Raw genomic sequence first — 15,327 nt, 5'->3', positions numbered from 1 at the left:
ATCCCGGTTCCCGATCCGGTGCCATGGACGGCATGAACGCGACCCGCCCCGCGGTGCTGATGGTCGGGCTGCCGGAGAGCGGCCTGATCAACCCGATGCTCGTGCTCGCCGGGGAGCTGTCCCGACGCGACGTCGCCGACCTCTGGTTCGCCACCGACGACCACCGACGCGACGACGTCGAGGCGGCCGGCGCGGACGGTGGCGCTCCGGTGCGGTTCTGCGGCCTCGGGGAGGTCGTCGGCGAGCTGTCGTCGGTGACCTGGGACGACCGCACCTACCGGCGGGTGACCGGGCGGTCCCGGTTCCGGGCCCGCGCGGCGGTCATCCGGAAGACCTACGTGCCCGGAGCGCAGGCCGAGAAGTACCGCAGGCTGCTCGCGGTGGTGGACCGGGTGCGGCCGTCGCTGATGGTCGTCGAGAGCATGTGCCAGTACGGCGTCCAGGTCGCGATCACCCGCGGCATCCCGTTCGTGCTGAGCAACCCGTTCGTCCCCAGCAACCTGCTGACCTCGCTGGTGCCGTTCGGGCCGTCCTACACGCCGAAGGACTTCCCGGTGCCGCACTCGGGGCGCTCCGCGCACGCGGGGCCGCTGGGCCGGCTGGCCAACCGCTGGTTCCGGTGGCGGATGCTCGGGCTGTTCCTGTCCCCCGCCATGCGCCGTCGCAACGCCGAGGACGCCCGGATCGCCGCCGAGCTCGGCGTCGACCCCGCCTCGGCGGGCCAGTTCACCCGGACCGAGTCCGCGGCGATGGTCCTCAACTACTCGATCCCGGAGCTGGACTACCCGTTCGAGCTGCCCGCGGTGTTCCGGACCGTCGGCGCGATGATCCCGCCGCTGCCGCAGGAGCCCCCCGGTGAGCTGACCGACTGGCTGGACGCACAGACCTCGGTGCTCTACGCGGGCTTCGGCACCATCACCCGGCTCACCCGCCCCGAGGTCGCCACGATGGTGGAGCTCGCCCGCCGGCTGGAGGGCCGTCACCAGGTGCTGTGGAAGCTCCCCGCCGAGCAGCAGCACCTCCTCCCGGACACACTGCCGGACTCCCTGCGGGTGGTGAGCTGGGTGCCGTCCCAGTTGGACGTGCTCGCGCACCCCTCGGTGCGGGCCTTCCTCTCGCACGGCGGCGGGAACGCCTACCACGAGAGCCTCTGGTTCGGGAAGCCGATGGTGGTCCGTCCGCTGTGGGTGGACTGCCACGACCAGGCCGTACGGGCCGAGGACCTGGGCGTGGGGCTGTCGCTGCGCCGACCGCGCCGGTTCCGCATTGACGACCTCCAGAACGCGGTGACCCGAGTGCTGGAGGAGCCCGCGTTCGCCGAGAACGCCCGGCGGTTCGCCGCGCTGCAACGGGCGGCGGGCGGACGCGAGCGGGCCGCCGACCTGGTCACCGGGCTCCTCGGCGCCGGTCGAGCGGCCCCGTCCGTCCCCCAGCCCTGACCCTCCCCGGAGGAATCATGTCGACCACCGAGACCGATCCCGAGCTCGTCCCGTTCCTGATGCGCGGGCCGGGCAAACCCTTCCCGCCCCCGGAGTACGACGCGCTGCGCGGGCAGGGACCCGTCCGCGCCGCGCTGCCGGACGGGACGCCGGTCTGGCTGGTGACCCGGCACGCCGACGTCCGCGCCGTGCTCACCGACCGGCGGATCAGCTCGAACCCCGACCGGGAGGGCTTCCCCCGGCCCAACGCCAACGGCGGCGCGCCCTCGGCGACCGAGGTGCCCGGCTGGTTCGTGTCGCTGGACCCGCCCGAGCACGACCGGTTCCGGCGCGCCCTGATCCCGGAGTTCAGCGTGCGCCGGGTGCGCGAGATGCGCCCGGCGATCCAGCAGGTGGTCGACCGCGTCGTCGACGACCTGCTGGCCCGCGACGGCGAGGCCGACCTGGTCGCCGACTTCGCCCTGCCGGTCCCCTCCCTGGTGATCTCGGCGCTGCTCGGGGTGCCCGAGGTCGACCGGGACTTCTTCGAGTCGCGCACCCGGACCCTCGTCACGATCGGGTCCGCCGACGCCGACCGCGACACCGCCACCGAGCAGCTGCTCCGCTACCTGAACCGGCTGATCGCGATCCGGACCCGGCGCCCCGGCGAGGACGTGCTGAGCCGGCTGGTGACCGCCGGGGACTTCACCCCCGAGGAGCTGTCCGGGGTGGCGATGCTGTTGCTGATCGCCGGGCACGAGACCACCGCGAACAACATCGCGCTGGGTGCGGTGACGTTGCTGGCGCACCCCGAGTGGATCGGCGCCGACGGTCTGCCCGACGAGCTGCTGCGCCTGCACTCGGTCGCCGACATCGTCGCGCTGCGCGTCGCGGTGTCCGACGTCGAGATCGGGGGTCGGACCATCGCGGCCGGCGAGGGCATCGTCCCGCTGATCGCCGCGGCGAACCACGACCCCGAGGTCTTCGGCGAGTGCCCGGCACGCTTCGCCCCGTCGCGCGAGTCCCGCCAGCACGTCGCGTTCGGGTTCGGTGTGCACCAGTGCCTGGGCCAGAACCTGGTCCGGACCGAGATGGAGCTGGCCTACCGGACGCTGTTCGAGCGGGTCCCGGGCCTGCGGCTCGGGGTGCCCGCCGAGGACCTCCCGATCAAGTACGACGGCGTGCTGTTCGGCCTGCACGCCCTGCCGGTGCGCTGGTGAGCCGCCCACGGGGAGAGGCCCCGCCCCCGGACAGCACCGACCGCACCGACCACACGGACCGCACCGACGGGACGCGGGACACGTCCGCCGCGGGCGGCGCCGGCCGGATCGTCGTCGACGTCGACCGCTGCATCGGGGCCGCCCAGTGCGTGCTCTCCGCGCCCGAGATCTTCGACCAGGACGACGACGGCTTCGTGGTGGTCCTCGACGAGACCCCGCCCGCCGACCGGGCCGACCGGGTCGGTCTGGCGGCGCGCATCTGCCCGTCCGGGGCGATCCGACAGGTCCCCGACGCCGGATCGTCGTGAGCGGGCCGGCCCGCCGGCCGGAACGGACCTGACAGGGGCGCCCCGCCCGCGTTCCGCGGAACGCGGGCGGGGCGCCCCTGTCGCCGGTCCGGGTATGTCGGACGTCGGTATCGGACGTCGCTGTCAGGCGTCGACGCGGCGGGCGGTCAGCAGCAGGTAGCCGAAGCCGTCGACCGCGGCCATCTCCGCGCACGGGTCCGGCCAGTCGGCCGCGCCCCCGGACTCGGCGGCCGCCCGCTGCTGGACCCGCGCCATCTCCAGGAACGTGCGCCGGGTGCTGTGCCGGCTGATGTCGCGGATCTCCTCGAAGGTCATCCCCGCGGCCCGCAGCAGGTCCGGGTAGTCCCCGGCCCACGACAGCGACATCATCGAGCCCTCCAGCAGCATCCGCAGGGCCGGACGCTGCTCCGGCAGGATCGGCCCCCGCTCGAAGAAGTCGGTGAGGACCAGGCGCCCTCCCGGGCGCAGCACCCGGGCGGCCTCCGCGACCACCTCGGACCGATCCCGCACGTGCATGATCGACTCGAGCGCGACGACGGCGTCGAACGACGCGTCCTCGAACGGGGTCCGGCGCGCGTCGGCCACCCGGAACCGCACGGCGTGGTCGGCGCCCGCGATCCCCGCGGCACGCCGGGCCTCGTCCACCTGGTCCCGGCTCAGCGTCACGCCCTCGACCGCGGCACCGGTCCGTGCGTGCAGCCGCAGGGCCGGGCCGCCGATCCCGCAGCCGAGGTCGAGCACCCGGGAACCGGGCCCGGCCGCCAGCCGCTCGATCACCATGTCGGTCAGCCGCAGCGAGGCCTCGGCGAGACCGAGCTCCTCCTGCGGCGACTCCCAGTACCCGAAGTGGAGCTGGTCGCCGAAGCCGAAGTTGCCGGCGTCGGTGTCGTCGTCGGCGTCGGTGCCGCGCTCGGCGCACTGCTCGCCGAACGCGTCGTAGAGGCGGCCGACCGCCTCGGCGGAATCGTCGTGTCGGCCGGTTCCCGTGTCCGTGTCGGTCATTGTCGCAAAGGTCCTCTCCGGGCGGTCCGGCGACCGGTGACGCTCATCGCACGGATACGTCATTCCATCGGGTGACACTATTCGAGGGGCGTCTAGGGAATTATCCGGAAAATCTCCTCGATACGGTTTCCCGGCGGGTCGGGGCGCAGAATCGGAATATGCGTTCCCCCATCGGCCACATCCATCCCGATCCGGTCGGCTTCGAGGCGGACCGGCTGCGAGGGCGGCGCGCGATCGTGCTCGGCGCCTCCAGCGGCATCGGTGCCGCCGCCGTGCGGCGCTTCGCCCGTGAGGGTGCGTCCGTGGTGGCCGCGGCGCGCCGGCGCGACCGGCTCGAACAGGTTTGCGCCGAGGTCCGCGACGGGCTGCCCGCCTCGGCCGGACCGGTGCTCCCGATGCCCTGCGACGTGCAGGACGAGGAGTCGGTCGCGGCCCTCGTGGACGCCACGGTGGAGCGGCTCGGCGGCCTGGACACGGCGTTCAACGTCCAGGGCGTCGGCAACACCCCCGGCCCGCTGCACGAGGTCCCCACCGAGGAGTTCGACCAGGTCGTGGCGGTCAACCTGCGCGGCACGTTCCTGGCGATGAAGCACGAGATCCGCGCGATGCTGGCGGGCGAGGGCGGCAGCATCGTCAACACCTCCTCGGTCGCCGGCCTGGTCGGCACCCCGCAGCTGCCCGCCTACGGCGCGTCCAAGGCGGGGCTCGACGGGCTGACCCGCACCGCCGCGATCACCTACGCCGACCGGGGCATCCGGGTGAACGGCCTGGCACCCGGGGCGACGATGACCGAGATGCTCACCCCGTGGGTGACCAGCGACGCGATCCGCCAGAAGGTCGCCGAGACCGCGCCGCTGCCGTTCCTCGCCCTGCCCGACGACATGGCCAGGGTCGCGGTGTTCCTGCTGTCGGAGGAGGCGCGCTGGATCACCGGCACGGTGCTGCCGGTGGACGGCGGCGCCTCGGCCGACTGATCCGCGCACGGCCCCGGTGCCGCCGCGGGCCGGGGTGACGCCGGGCAGGGGCGGCACCGGGCAGGTCAGCGGTCGCGGCGCAGGACCGCGTCCAGTGCCGCGGTCACCTCGGCCTCGGGATCGTCCGCGGGACCGGTGGCGCGCCAGGCCACGACCCGGTCCGGGCGGACCAGCACCGCGCCGCCGGGGCCGGTCCCCCGCCGGTCGAGCCAGGCCGTTCCGGGGGCGAGCAGGTCGCCGTCGAGGTGCCCGATCCGGACCGCGTCCAGCCCGACACCCAGCTCGCCGGCCACCTTCGCCGCCGCCTCGGCCCAGGCCTGCCCGTCCTCGCCGGCGATCAGCAGGAACCGACCGGGACGGACCAGGTCCATCACCGGCAGCCGGGCCGTGACGTCGCCGTCGGGGTCGACCCAGGCGTGCGGCAGCAGTGCTCCGGGGCGGGTGCCCGGCCGGTGGATCCGCGGGTCCGGCGGCGGGTCCGCCGGCGAGCCGTCGTCCACCAGCGCGGTCGCCGGGTCGGCCGGGTCCACCTCGTAGCCGTACTCGATGCCGAGCGCGTCGAACTCTCCGGACTGGTCGGCGAAGGCACGGCGCATGCGGCGCCGGAGGTCCTCGTCGGCGGGGTCGTCCCCCCACATCCGGCGCAGCGTCGCCCAGTTCCGGTCCGGGTCGCTGCCCGGGCCGAAGCCGGCCGCCTCCATGCCCCGCAGATGGGTGACGATGTTGGCCACGGCGTGCTGGACGAACTGCACCGTGACCGGTTTGCGCTCGGCCTCGTAGCTGTCGAGCAGGCCGGGTCCGGCCTGGCCCTGCAGCACCGCGGCGACCTTCCAGACCAGGTTGTGCGCGTCCTGGATCGCGGAGTTGAGCCCGAGCCCGCCGGTCGGCGGCAGCCGGCGCACGGCGTCGCCGAGCAGCAGCACCCGGCCGTCGGCGAACCGGTCGGCCACGACGCCCTCCACCAGCCACCGGTTGATCCGGTGGACCTGCATCGGGTGCCGGTCCAGGCCCAGTGCCCGGCGCAGCTCGGCCACGACCGCCTCGTCATCGGGGACGGGGACGTCCATCGGGAAGCTCAGGTGGAACACCCACTCCTCGGAGTCGGTCCCCCAGCGCTGCGGTCCCATCGGCACGATCGCGCAGCTGGTACCGATGTGCGGCAACCAGATCCAGCGGATCAGGACCTCGTCGTCGCGCAGCCAGCGGGTCAGGTCGGTCGTGGCGTGCACCGACACCGACCGGAACAGGTTGCTGACGCCCTCCATGGTCACGCCGCGATCGGGCCCCACGAAGCGGCCGCCGTCGCACCCGAGCACGTACCGCGCCCGGACCCGGGTGACCTCGTCGGTCGCGACGTCGCGCACGGTGGCGGTGACGCCGTCCTCGTCGGGGTCGAGGGCGGTGACCTCCCGGCCGAACCGGACCCGGCCGGGGGCCAGCTCCTCGGCGCGGCGGCGCAGCAGCGGCTCCAGCCGGATCTGCGGGAGGTTGGTGGTGCGGCACGGGCTGGCCGCGACCCAGGCCGGGTCGGTCGCGCCGGCGCCCCAGCACTCGATCCGGGCGATCTCGCGCCCGTAGTCGTCGTGCTCGCCGCGCAGCCCGGCGTACCAGCCGGTGTGGCTCATGTTCGCCGCGGGCGTCCCGGCCGCGTACACCTGCTCGGCCAGGCCCAGCTCGCGCAGGATCTCCATGGTCCGCTGGTTCAGCACGTGCGCCTTGGGCACCGTCGAGGTGTCCGGACGGGCGCTGACCAGCAGCGAGTCGATCCCCAGCCGGGACAGCAGCATGGAGGCGGTCAGGCCGGCCCCGCCGCCGCCGACGACGAGCACGTCGACCTCGCGCACGTCGTCCTCGCGCCGCTCGACCCCGGGCACGTCGACCCCGGGCACGTTGACCCCGAGCACGTCGACATCGGGCAGGCCGCCGGTCATGCGGGCCGCCGCCCGACCACCGCGCCGTTGGCGCCCGCGGCCTCGAACCGGACGACCTCGAGGTCGACGAACCCGGTGTCGGCCAGCCAGCCCAGGTACTCGGTCTCGGAGTAGTTCTCCCCGCCGTCGTGGGCGACGAGCATGTTCATGCCCATCAGCGCCGCGGCGGGAGGCCCGCTGCGCGCGGGGTCGAGCAGGAGCTCGCAGACCACCACCGCACCGCCGGGCGGCAGCGCCTCGAAGCACTTGCGCAGCGTCTCCCGGTTGCGCTCCTCCCCCGCGCAGTGCAGGACCTGGCTGAGCACGATCAGGTCGTGTCCGGACGGCAGGGCGGCGTCGGTGAACAGGTCGCCCGGTGCGGTGCCGATCCGGTCCTCCAGACCGGCCGCGGCGACCTTCTTCGTGGCGACCGGGCAGACGTGCGGCAGGTCGTACACGGTTGCCCTCAGGTGCGGGTGACGCCGGCACAGTTCGATCGGGAACCCGCCGGAGCTGCCGCCGACGTCCAGCAGCGCGGTGTGCCGGCCGACGTCGTAGGCCCCGGCCAGCGCGCCCGCGGTGGTGAGTGCGACGGCGTGCATCGCGTTGCCGAAGAACTCGGTCATCACGAAGTTGTCGACCTCGAAGACGCTGTCGCGCTCCTCCGGCTCGGCGAACACCGGGCTGTCGGTGCGCAGCGCCTCGGTGATGCCCTGCCAGCCGGGGTAGAGCACCCGGTCGTAGAACTGCACGAAGCCGCCGAAGTGGTCCTCGACCCCCTCGACGAGGAACTCCTGGGCGAGCGGGGTGTTGCGGTAGCGGCCGTCGGCGGTGCGCTCGACCAGTTCCAGGGAGGTGAGCGCGGCCAGCAGCACGCGTGCGGGGCGCGGGGCGAGCCCGAGCTCCTCGGCGAGCTCCGCCTCCGTCCGGGCACCTCGGCCGGACAGGGCCGTGAACACGTCCAGCTCGACGGCGGCGGCGAGGGTCTTGAAGGCCATGAACCCGTTCACCAGGTTCAGCAGCGGTATCTGGGACGGCCGTGCGGACTGCTCGGTCACGTCGGTCTCCTCACGGGTCTCGGTCACCAGGTGACGGGAAGGGCGGCGAGCCCGCCGGCCAGGCGGCCGCCCGGGTGCGGCGCGAGCTCGGAGTCGTCGACGGCCAGGCGCAGGGCGGGGAACCGCTCGAACAGGGCCCGGTAGGCCACCCCGAGGATGATCCGCACCAGCGGCGCGCCGGTGCAGTGGCGCAGGCCGTGGCTGAAGGTGAAGTGCGGGTTCGGCACGCGGTCGACGTCGAAGGTGAACGGGTCGTCGAACACGCGCGGGTCGTGGTTGGCCAGCGAGAAGTCCACCATCACCAGGTCGCCGCGGCGGATGGTGACGCCGTCGACCTCGATGTCGGTGTGCGCGTAGCGGGGCAGCACGGGGGCGCCGATCGTCGCGCGGAGCACCTCGTCGACGGCCCGCGACATCACGTCCGGGTCGGCGACGGCGCGTCGGCGCTGCTCGGGGTTGCGCAGCAGCAGCAGCAGGGTGCCGAAGTCGACGTGGCTGGCCAGCCCGGACAGCCCGGTGAACAGCAGCGCGACGATGTGCGTCGCGATCGCGCGGTCGTCCAGCCCGGTCTCGACGAACCGGGACACGACGTTGTCGCCCGGCGCCGCCCGCACCCCGGCGGCCGTCGCGGAGGCCCGCTCGAACAGCGCCTCCATCCCGGCGTGGGAGTCCGCGGCGTCGGTGGTGTCACCGACCCGGTCCATCATGGACAGCAGCGGCTCCCGCTCGTCGTCCGGGATGCCCATCATGTCGCAGAGCGCCTGCTGCGGGAACGGCATCGACCATGCCTCGTGCAGGTCGGCGGGGGCGCCTGCCTCCTCGATCCGGTCCAGGAGCCGCTCGGCGATGGCCTCCACGGAGGCGCGGCGGTCCAGCACCCGGCGGGCGGCGAAGCTCGCGGTGTACATCGCGCGCTTGGTCAGGTGCTCCTGGAGCTCGACCTCCGGGGGTGCGTCGGTGATGAGCATGTCGAGCATCGGGTTGTCGAGGAACTTCGGTGCGTGTGCCGGGTCCTCGTGGGACCGGCCGAGCCGGTTGTCGGTCAGCAGGGTCGCGACCTCGGCGTGCCGGGTGACCAGCCATGCGGGGTCACCGACCGGGGTGCGGATCGGGCACACCCCGGCCTGCTGCTGCAGCCGCAGCCGCAGCGGGCTCAGCGTGAGCACACCGGGCGGGTCGATGCCGACGACCGGCGGCTCGTCGTGTGCCGCGGCGGCACTCGTCGTGGAGGTGGACATGGGTTCTCCCTCGGGTGGACCGGGACGGACGGGTCAGGTGCGTGCCGGCACGCGCTCGGTCAGCCACTCCTCGACGACACCGGCGGTCAGGGCGGAGTCCTCCATCACCATCGCCATGTGCGTGGTGGGGATCTCCCGGACCTCGTCGGCCGGGACGGCGACGCTGATCCCGGACGCGGTGGCCGCGCCGGTGGCCTCGTCGTCGCGCGAGCACCGGACCATGAGCGTCGGCACCGTCGGCTCGTCACCGATGCCGGTCATGCTCACGAACCAGTGCGCCATCGCGGAGAGCCGAGCGCTGTTCATGCTCACCGCGGGCGAGTCCATGGTGGTGAAGTAGTGCTGGGAGGTGGCGTCGAAGTCGATCGCCTCGCCGCCGTCGTAACGCAGGCTCAGCGTGTCGAGCATGATCACCGCCTCCGGGCGGACCCCCCAGGTGCGCTCGAGGATCCCGGCGGCGAAGTAGGCCAACGTGCCCCCCGAGGAGTGTCCGAGCAGGACGAACGGCTCGCCCTCGGAGGCGTGCAGGATGCTCTCCGCGACGACCCGGCCGGCCGCCTCGGTGCTCGCCGGGAGGCTCTCCCCCGGCGCGAAGCCCACCAGCGGCAGCGCCGAGACGTGCCGGCGGCCGCGCAGGTGGGCCGCCATCCGGGCGTAGAGGTGCACGCCGGCGCTCGCTCCGGGCGAGCTGATGCAGATCAGCCGCGGGTCCCGGGACCCCTCGGCCAGGACCACGGGTGCGGGCAGTTCCGCCAGCTCGGCAGGGCTCTCGAAGCTGGGCCGCAGTGCGGCGACCGCGGACAGCATCCGCAGCCCGGCCAGCGACCGCCCGTCCCGGACGGCCTGGCTGAACAGCTCGTGCACGGTCTCCCCGGCGGGCACCGTCCGCGGCCCGGGCCCGCCGGACGTCGCGGCGCCCTCCACCACCTCGGGTGCGGTCGCCAGGTACCGGGCGAGCTCGGCGGGGGTGCGGTGGTCGAACACCACCGAGGTCGGCAGCCGCAGACCGAGCGCCTCGGACAGCGCGTTGCGCATCTCGACCGCGATCAGCGAGTCGAAGCCCAGCTCCAGGAAGTCCCGGTCCGGGTCGATGCCCGCGGGGTCGTCGTGCCCGAGCAGCCGGGCGGCCTGGGCCACGATCTCGGTGCGCAGCAGCTCCACCCGCCCGTCGGCGTCGCGCTCCCGGAGCCGGGTGCCCAGCGTCGCCGGGGCGACACCGGTCCCGGCGACCGGGCGGGTCCGGCGGACCAGGCCGCGCAGCAGCGGCGGCACGGTGCCGGCTGCGGCGCCGCCGCGCCCGGTCCCGAGCTCCAGCACGACCGTGGCCGGGCGGTCCGCGGCGACCGCGGCGTCGAACGCGGCGAGCCCGCGGCGCACGGTCAGCGGCGGGAACCCGGAGCGGGCGATCCGCTCGGCGGCGGCCGGGTCGGCGGTCATGCCGCCGGTCGGCTCCCACGGCCCCCAGGCGATCGACGTCGCGGGCAGGCCGAGCCCGTGCCGGTGTGCGGCGAGCGCGTCGAGGAACGAGTTCGCCGCCGCGTAGACCCCCTGCCCGGCGCCGCCCATGATCCCGGCGACCGAGGAGTAGAGGACGAAGAACCGCAGCGGCAGCGCCCGGGTCGCCTCGTGCAGGTTCCAGGCACCGCCGGCCTTGGGGGCGAGCACCCCGGCCAGCCCGTCGGCGGTGGCCGCCGCGACCAGGCCGTCGTCCAGGACCCCCGCGGCGTGCACGACCCCGGTCAGCGGGTGCGCCTCCGGGACCGACGCGACGAGCGCGGCGACGGCGCCGGGATCGGCGACGTCGCAGGCGGCGAGGGTGACCCGGGCGCCGTGCCCGGCGAGCTCGTCGCGCAGGGCGACCGCACCCGGGGCGTCGGCGCCGCGACGCCCGGCGAGGACGAGGTGGCGCACCCCCGCCTCGGTGACCAGGTGCCGGGCCAGCTCCGCGCCGATCCCGCCGGTGCCGCCGGTGACCAGCACGGTGCCGTCGGGGTCGGGGTCCGGGCTCCCGGACGGCGCGGTGGTGACCGGCGCCAGCCGCGGGACGCGCACGGCGCCGTCGCGGACGACGACCTGCGGCTCGTCCCCGGCGGTCAGGCCGGGCAGCGCCGCCACCGAGTGTTCGGAGACGTCGATGTCGGCGAGCAGGAACCGGCCGGGGTTCTCCGACTGTGCCGAGCGGACCAGCCCGGCGGCGGCGGCCGCGGGCAGGTCGCGCGGCGTCTCCCCCGGCGGTGCCGCGGCACCGCTGGTCACGAACACGACGGTGCAGCCGGCGAGCCGGTCGTCGGACAGCGCCTCCTGCAGCAGTGCCAGCGTGCGTCCGCCCAGCTCGCGGGTCGCGGCCGGGACGTCGTCGGTGTCGGGCGCGGCGAGCGGGACGAGCACGGCGTCCGGGACGCCGGCGGCGGCGTCCGCGACGGCGCCGAGGGTGTCGCCGAACGCGTCGACGGTGTGCCCCGCCGAGTGCACCCCGTAACCCAGGTGCCAGTGGTCGACGCCGACGATCCCCCATCGCAGCCCGCCCGGGTCGGGTGCCTCACCCGCCCGTTCCGGCCAGTCCTGCGTCAGCAGCGGCAGCCGTCCGGTGGCGGGGCCACCGCGCCCCGAGGTGGTGCGCAGCTCCAGCGCCTCCACGGTCAGGACCGGCAGGCCCGCCCGGTCGCTGGCCCGCACGCTCACCGATCCGGGGCCCGCGGCGGTGATCCGCACCCGCAGCGTCGTGGCGCCGGAGGCGTGCAGGACCGCGCCGGACCAGTCGAACGGCAGGCCCGGGGTGTCCTCCTCGAGCAGCACGATCGGGTGCAGCGCGGCGTCGAGCAGAGCCGGGTGCACGCCGTAGCCGCCGGTGTCGCCGGTCGTCCCGGCGGAGATCTCGGCGTACACGGAGCCGTCGTGGCGCCAGGCGCGCGCGACACCGCGGAAGGCCGGGCCGTAGTGCAGCCTGCCGTGCTCGGACAGCCCCTCGTAGAACCCCTCGAGGTCGACCGGTCGGGCCCCGGCGGGTGGCCACTCGGCGTCGTCCGGTGCCGGGACGGCGTCGTCGGCGGTGGTCAGCCGTCCCGACGCGTGCAGGGTCCAGGAACCGTCCGGGTCGCCGGCGGGCCGGGCGTGCACGGTCACCGGGCGGCGGGGGGCCGCCGCCGCGGGGTCCTCGGGGGCGCCGACCCTGACCTGCAGGGCGACGGCGTCGTGCGGGCCGAGCTCGAGCGGCTCGGTCAGGGTCAGACCCTCGACCCGCTCGCAGCCGGTGGCGTCGCCCGCGCGCAGGACGAGCTCGAGGAAGCCGGTGCCGGGGAAGAGCACCCGCTCGCCCACGACGTGGTCGGCCAGCCACGGCTGCTCGGCGAGCGACATCCGTCCGGTCAGTACGGTCTCACCGGACCCGGCGACCGAGACGGTGGCGCCGAGCAACGGGTGGTCCGCCGAGCCGAGACCGAGACCGGACGCGTCGGGGACACCGATCGCGGCGGTGCCCGACGGCCAGTGCCTGCGGTGCTCGAAGGCGTAGGTCGGCAGGTCGACCCGGCGCGCACCGGTCCCGGCGAACCCCGCCGCCCAGTCCACCTGTCCGCCCGCGACGTGCAGCTCGGCCAGCGCACCCAGCACCGAGTCCTGCTCGCTCCGGCCGGTGCGCAGGGCCGGGACCAGCACCGCGCCGTCGGGGGCCGAGGCCGCGGCCAGTGCGGTCAGCGTGGAACCGGGCCCGACCTCGACGAACGCGCCGATGCCCAGCCCGGCCAGGGTGGCGACGCCGTCGCCGAACCGGACGGGGTCGCGCAGCTGGCGGACCCAGTACTCGGGCCGGGCCAGCTCCTCCCGGGTGGCCGGGCGGCCGGTGAGGTCGGAGATCAGCGGGATCGACGGCGCGGCCGCGGTCAGGTCGGCGACGATCTCACGGAAGTCGTCGAGCATCGGGTCGAGCAGGGGCGAGTGGAACGCGTGCGAGACGGCCAGGCGGGTGGTGCGGCGTCCCTCGGCCGACCAGCGGGCCGCCAGCTCCTCGACGACGGCGGTCACCCCGCTGACCACCACCGAGCGGGGCCCGTTGACCGCGGCCAGTGCGACCTCGTCGGTGTGCCCGGCGATCAGCGGCACGACCTCGTCCTCGGTGGCCTCGACGGCGACCATCGCGCCCTCGCCGGCCATGGTCTGCATGAGCCGGGCCCGGCCGGCGACGAGCGCGCAGGCCTCCTCCAGCCCGAACACCCCGGCGACGTGTGCGGCGGCGAGCTCGCCGATGGAGTGGCCGAGCAGCGCGTCCGGGCGCACGCCCCGGGACTCCAGCAGCCGGAACAGCGCGACCTGACCGGCGAACAGTGCGGGCTGGGCCCACCCGGTCTCGGTCAGGGTGTCCGGGTCCTCGCCCCACAGGACCTCGCGCAGCGGGCGCTCCAGCCACGGGTCGAGGTGGCGGAACACCGTCTCGATCGCCTCGGCGAAGACGGGCTCGGTGGCGTACAGCTCGCGGCCGGCCCCGAGACGCTGGCTGCCCTGTCCGGAGAACAGCAGCGCGGTGCTGCGCCGGGTCGCGGTGCCGCGGGCGAGCTCGCGGACACCGTCCGGTCCGGCGGCGAGCACGACGCGGTGTTGATGGGTACCGCGGGTGCTCGCCAGGGACCAGCCGACGTCGAGGGGGCGGGGGGCGTCCGGTCCGGTGGCCAGGGCGGTGATCCGCTCGACCTGGCCGTCCAGCGCACCCGCCGTGCGGGCCGACACCGGCCAAGGCACGGTGCCCGGTGTCGGCGGTGCCGCCGTGGTCCCGCCGGGGGCGGCGCCGGGCTCGGGGGCACCGTCGTCGGGCTCCGGATCCGGGGCCTGTTCCAGGACGAGGTGCGCGTTGGTGCCGCTGATGCCGAACCCGGACACCCCGGCGCGGCGCGGCCGGTCGGTGCGCGGCCACGCCTGCGCGGTGGTGAGCAGCTCGACCTCGCCACCGGACCAGTCGACATGCGTGGTGGGGCGGCTGACGTGCAGGGTGCGCGGGAGGGTGCCGTGCCGCAGCGCCTGCACGGTGGCGATCACCCCGGCGACGCCCGCGGCGGCCTGGGTGTGCCCGAGGCGGGATTTCACCGCGCCGAGGCGCAGCGGGTGCTCGCGGTCGGCTCCGTAGGCCGCGATCAGCGCCTGGGCCTCGATCGGGTCGCCGAGCACGGTGCCGGTGCCGTGCGCCTCGACGGCGTCGACGTCGGCCGGGTCGAGACCGGCGGAGGCGAGTGCGGAGCGGATCACCTGGACCTGCGACGGGCCGTTCGGTGCGGTGAGACCGTTGGAGGCGCCGTCGGAGTTCACCGCGGACCCGCGCAGCACCGCGAGCACCGGGTGCCCGTGCGCGACGGCGTCGGACAGCCGCTCCAGCAGCACCACGCCCGCGCCCTCGGACCAGCCGGTGCCGTCGGCGTCGTCGGAGAACGCCTTGCACCGGCCGTCGGCGGCGAGACCGCCCTGCCGGGTGAACCCGGCGAAGTTGCCGGGGGTGGCCATCACGGTGGCGCCACCGGCGAGCGCGAGACCGCACTCACCGGCCCGCAGCGCCTGCGCCGCCAGGTGCATCGACACCAGCGACGACGAGCACGCGGTGTCCACGGTCACCGCCGGGCCGACGAACCCGAGTGCGTAGGACAGCCTCCCGGAGATGACGCTGGCCGCGGTGCCGGTCCCGGCGTGGCCCTCCACGTCCTCCCCGGACCGCATCAGCACGTGGCCGTAGTCCTGACCGTTGGTCCCGACGAACACACCGGTCCGGCTGCCGCGCAAGGTGTCCGGGTCGATCCCGGCCCGCTCGACCGCCTCCCAGGTGGTCTCCAGCAGCAGCCGCTGCTGCGGGTCGGTCGCGAGTGCCTCGCGCGGAGAGATCCCGAAGAATCCGGCGTCGAAGTCACCGGCGCCGTCGAGGAACCCGCCGCGCAGGGTCGCGCTGTGCCCGCGCTCGCCGCCGGCGAGCAGCGCGAGGTCCCAGCCCCGGTCGGTCGGGAACGGCCCGATCACGTCGTCGTCGGAGCACAGCAGCCGCCAGAGGTCGTCGGGCGAGTCGATCCCGCCGGGGAACCGGCAGGCCATGCCGACCACGGCGATCGGCTCCCGCACACCGGCCTCGGCCTCCTCGAGACGCCGGCGCGTCCGGTGCAGGTCGGCCGTGACCCACTTCAGATAGTCGACGAGCTTCTGGTCGTCCGGCACGGCGGGCACCTTCCTTCTG

At 75.1% G+C, this 15,327-nt stretch carries 9 protein-coding genes; 4 read left to right on the top strand and 5 right to left on the bottom strand.

Annotation, left to right across the window (positions count from 1 at the left end; all coding sequences use genetic code 11):
- The first annotated feature begins 32 nt into the window (after positions 1 to 32).
- Genes Ae331Ps2_RS21290 through Ae331Ps2_RS34340 form a run of 3 tightly spaced genes read left to right on the top strand, consistent with a single transcriptional unit; the run spans position 33 to position 2,946 of the window.
- The gene (locus Ae331Ps2_RS21290) at positions 33 to 1,439 is read left to right on the top strand and encodes a glycosyltransferase (protein ID WP_198932187.1); all 1,407 of its coding nucleotides are present in this window, start codon (positions 33 to 35) and stop codon (positions 1,437 to 1,439) included.
- Between the two features lie 17 nt (positions 1,440 to 1,456).
- Positions 1,457 to 2,638: a cytochrome P450 gene (locus Ae331Ps2_RS21285; protein ID WP_020623665.1), complete on the top strand. Its 1,182-nt coding sequence runs from the start codon at positions 1,457 to 1,459 to the stop codon at positions 2,636 to 2,638.
- A complete protein-coding gene (locus tag Ae331Ps2_RS34340; protein WP_075306865.1) occupies positions 2,635 to 2,946 on the top strand; it encodes a ferredoxin in 312 nt (103 codons plus the stop codon). The genes Ae331Ps2_RS21285 and Ae331Ps2_RS34340 overlap by 4 nt, the downstream gene beginning before the upstream one ends.
- Positions 2,947 to 3,069: 123 nt before the next feature.
- On the opposite strand, the gene Ae331Ps2_RS21275 is transcribed toward Ae331Ps2_RS34340, so the two are convergent.
- The gene (locus tag Ae331Ps2_RS21275) at positions 3,070 to 3,948 is read right to left on the bottom strand and encodes a methyltransferase domain-containing protein (protein ID WP_075306867.1); all 879 of its coding nucleotides are present in this window, start codon (positions 3,946 to 3,948) and stop codon (positions 3,070 to 3,072) included.
- Positions 3,949 to 4,106: 158 nt separating this feature from the next.
- Between Ae331Ps2_RS21275 and Ae331Ps2_RS21270 the strand changes: the two genes are divergently transcribed.
- On the top strand, positions 4,107 to 4,922 hold the full coding sequence (locus tag Ae331Ps2_RS21270; RefSeq protein WP_020623668.1) for an SDR family NAD(P)-dependent oxidoreductase: 816 nt from the start codon (positions 4,107 to 4,109) through the stop codon (positions 4,920 to 4,922).
- A 65-nt stretch (positions 4,923 to 4,987) separates the two neighbouring features.
- Here Ae331Ps2_RS21270 and Ae331Ps2_RS21265 read toward each other — a convergent pair whose 3' ends face one another.
- From Ae331Ps2_RS21265 to Ae331Ps2_RS21250, 4 genes are read right to left on the bottom strand one after another with little or no spacing between them, the layout of a single operon-like run.
- Positions 4,988 to 6,853 carry an FAD-dependent monooxygenase gene (locus tag Ae331Ps2_RS21265; protein WP_083695837.1) on the bottom strand — a complete coding sequence of 622 codons (1,866 nt, stop codon included), beginning with the start codon at positions 6,851 to 6,853 and terminating at the stop codon, positions 4,988 to 4,990.
- Positions 6,850 to 7,917 carry a methyltransferase gene (locus tag Ae331Ps2_RS21260; protein WP_198932188.1) on the bottom strand — a complete coding sequence of 356 codons (1,068 nt, stop codon included), beginning with the start codon at positions 7,915 to 7,917 and terminating at the stop codon, positions 6,850 to 6,852. The genes Ae331Ps2_RS21265 and Ae331Ps2_RS21260 overlap by 4 nt, the downstream gene beginning before the upstream one ends.
- The gene (locus Ae331Ps2_RS21255; RefSeq protein WP_083695836.1) at positions 7,914 to 9,128 is read right to left on the bottom strand and encodes a cytochrome P450; all 1,215 of its coding nucleotides are present in this window, start codon (positions 9,126 to 9,128) and stop codon (positions 7,914 to 7,916) included. The genes Ae331Ps2_RS21260 and Ae331Ps2_RS21255 overlap by 4 nt, the downstream gene beginning before the upstream one ends.
- A 33-nt stretch (positions 9,129 to 9,161) precedes the next feature.
- Positions 9,162 to 15,317, bottom strand: coding sequence for a type I polyketide synthase (locus Ae331Ps2_RS21250; protein WP_371336401.1), 6,156 nt, complete (start codon positions 15,315 to 15,317; stop codon positions 9,162 to 9,164).
- Positions 15,318 to 15,327 lie beyond the last annotated feature (10 nt).

Origin of the sequence: Pseudonocardia sp. Ae331_Ps2 (assembly GCF_001932405.1) — a bacterium.
GTDB lineage: Bacteria > Actinomycetota > Actinomycetes > Mycobacteriales > Pseudonocardiaceae > Pseudonocardia.
This window is presented reverse-complemented; position numbering and strand designations above follow the sequence as displayed.

Coding starts and splice junctions, on each gene's coding strand:
- Ae331Ps2_RS21270 (WP_020623668.1), top strand. CDS start 4,107: ATGCGTTCCCCCATCGGCCACATCCATCCCGATCCGGTCGGCTTCGAG.
- Ae331Ps2_RS21265 (WP_083695837.1), bottom strand. CDS start 6,853: ATGACCGGCGGCCTGCCCGATGTCGACGTGCTCGGGGTCAACGTGCCC.
- Ae331Ps2_RS21275 (WP_075306867.1), bottom strand. CDS start 3,948: ATGACCGACACGGACACGGGAACCGGCCGACACGACGATTCCGCCGAG.
- Ae331Ps2_RS21255 (WP_083695836.1), bottom strand. CDS start 9,128: ATGTCCACCTCCACGACGAGTGCCGCCGCGGCACACGACGAGCCGCCG.
- Ae331Ps2_RS21290 (WP_198932187.1), top strand. CDS start 33: ATGAACGCGACCCGCCCCGCGGTGCTGATGGTCGGGCTGCCGGAGAGC.
- Ae331Ps2_RS21285 (WP_020623665.1), top strand. CDS start 1,457: ATGTCGACCACCGAGACCGATCCCGAGCTCGTCCCGTTCCTGATGCGC.